At 34.5% G+C, this 264-nt stretch carries 1 pseudogene; it reads right to left on the bottom strand.

The window, feature by feature from the left end:
* Positions 1 to 264, bottom strand: a pseudogene (locus tag SCA31_RS23880) (T9SS C-terminal target domain-containing protein); the annotation flags it as partial.

The raw sequence follows: 264 nt of genomic DNA, 5'->3' as shown, positions 1-264 counted from the left end.
ACTGCAAATTGTAGAACTCGGTGACGATTTCAAAAGTATATGGCTGATTTTCCAGGTCTTTGATAGCAATTCCTCCGTCTTTATCATATTGTTCTTTTGAAACTGTTTTCACTACATTTTTATTTCCATCGAAAATATTCACCGCAGACAGTTCATCCCGATTGATTTTTAAGGTAAGAACCCCATTGTTTTCAGATTGTACAATAGCTTCTTCCGTAATGGCAGCAGGAGTTGTTTTAACATAAGGAATCATTTTATTTTCAT

The sequence above is a fragment of the Chryseobacterium sp. SIMBA_028 genome, assembly GCF_046535285.1.
GTDB lineage: Bacteria > Bacteroidota > Bacteroidia > Flavobacteriales > Weeksellaceae > Chryseobacterium.
Note: the sequence above shows the minus strand (reverse complement) of the source record. Positions and strands in the feature narration are given on the sequence as shown.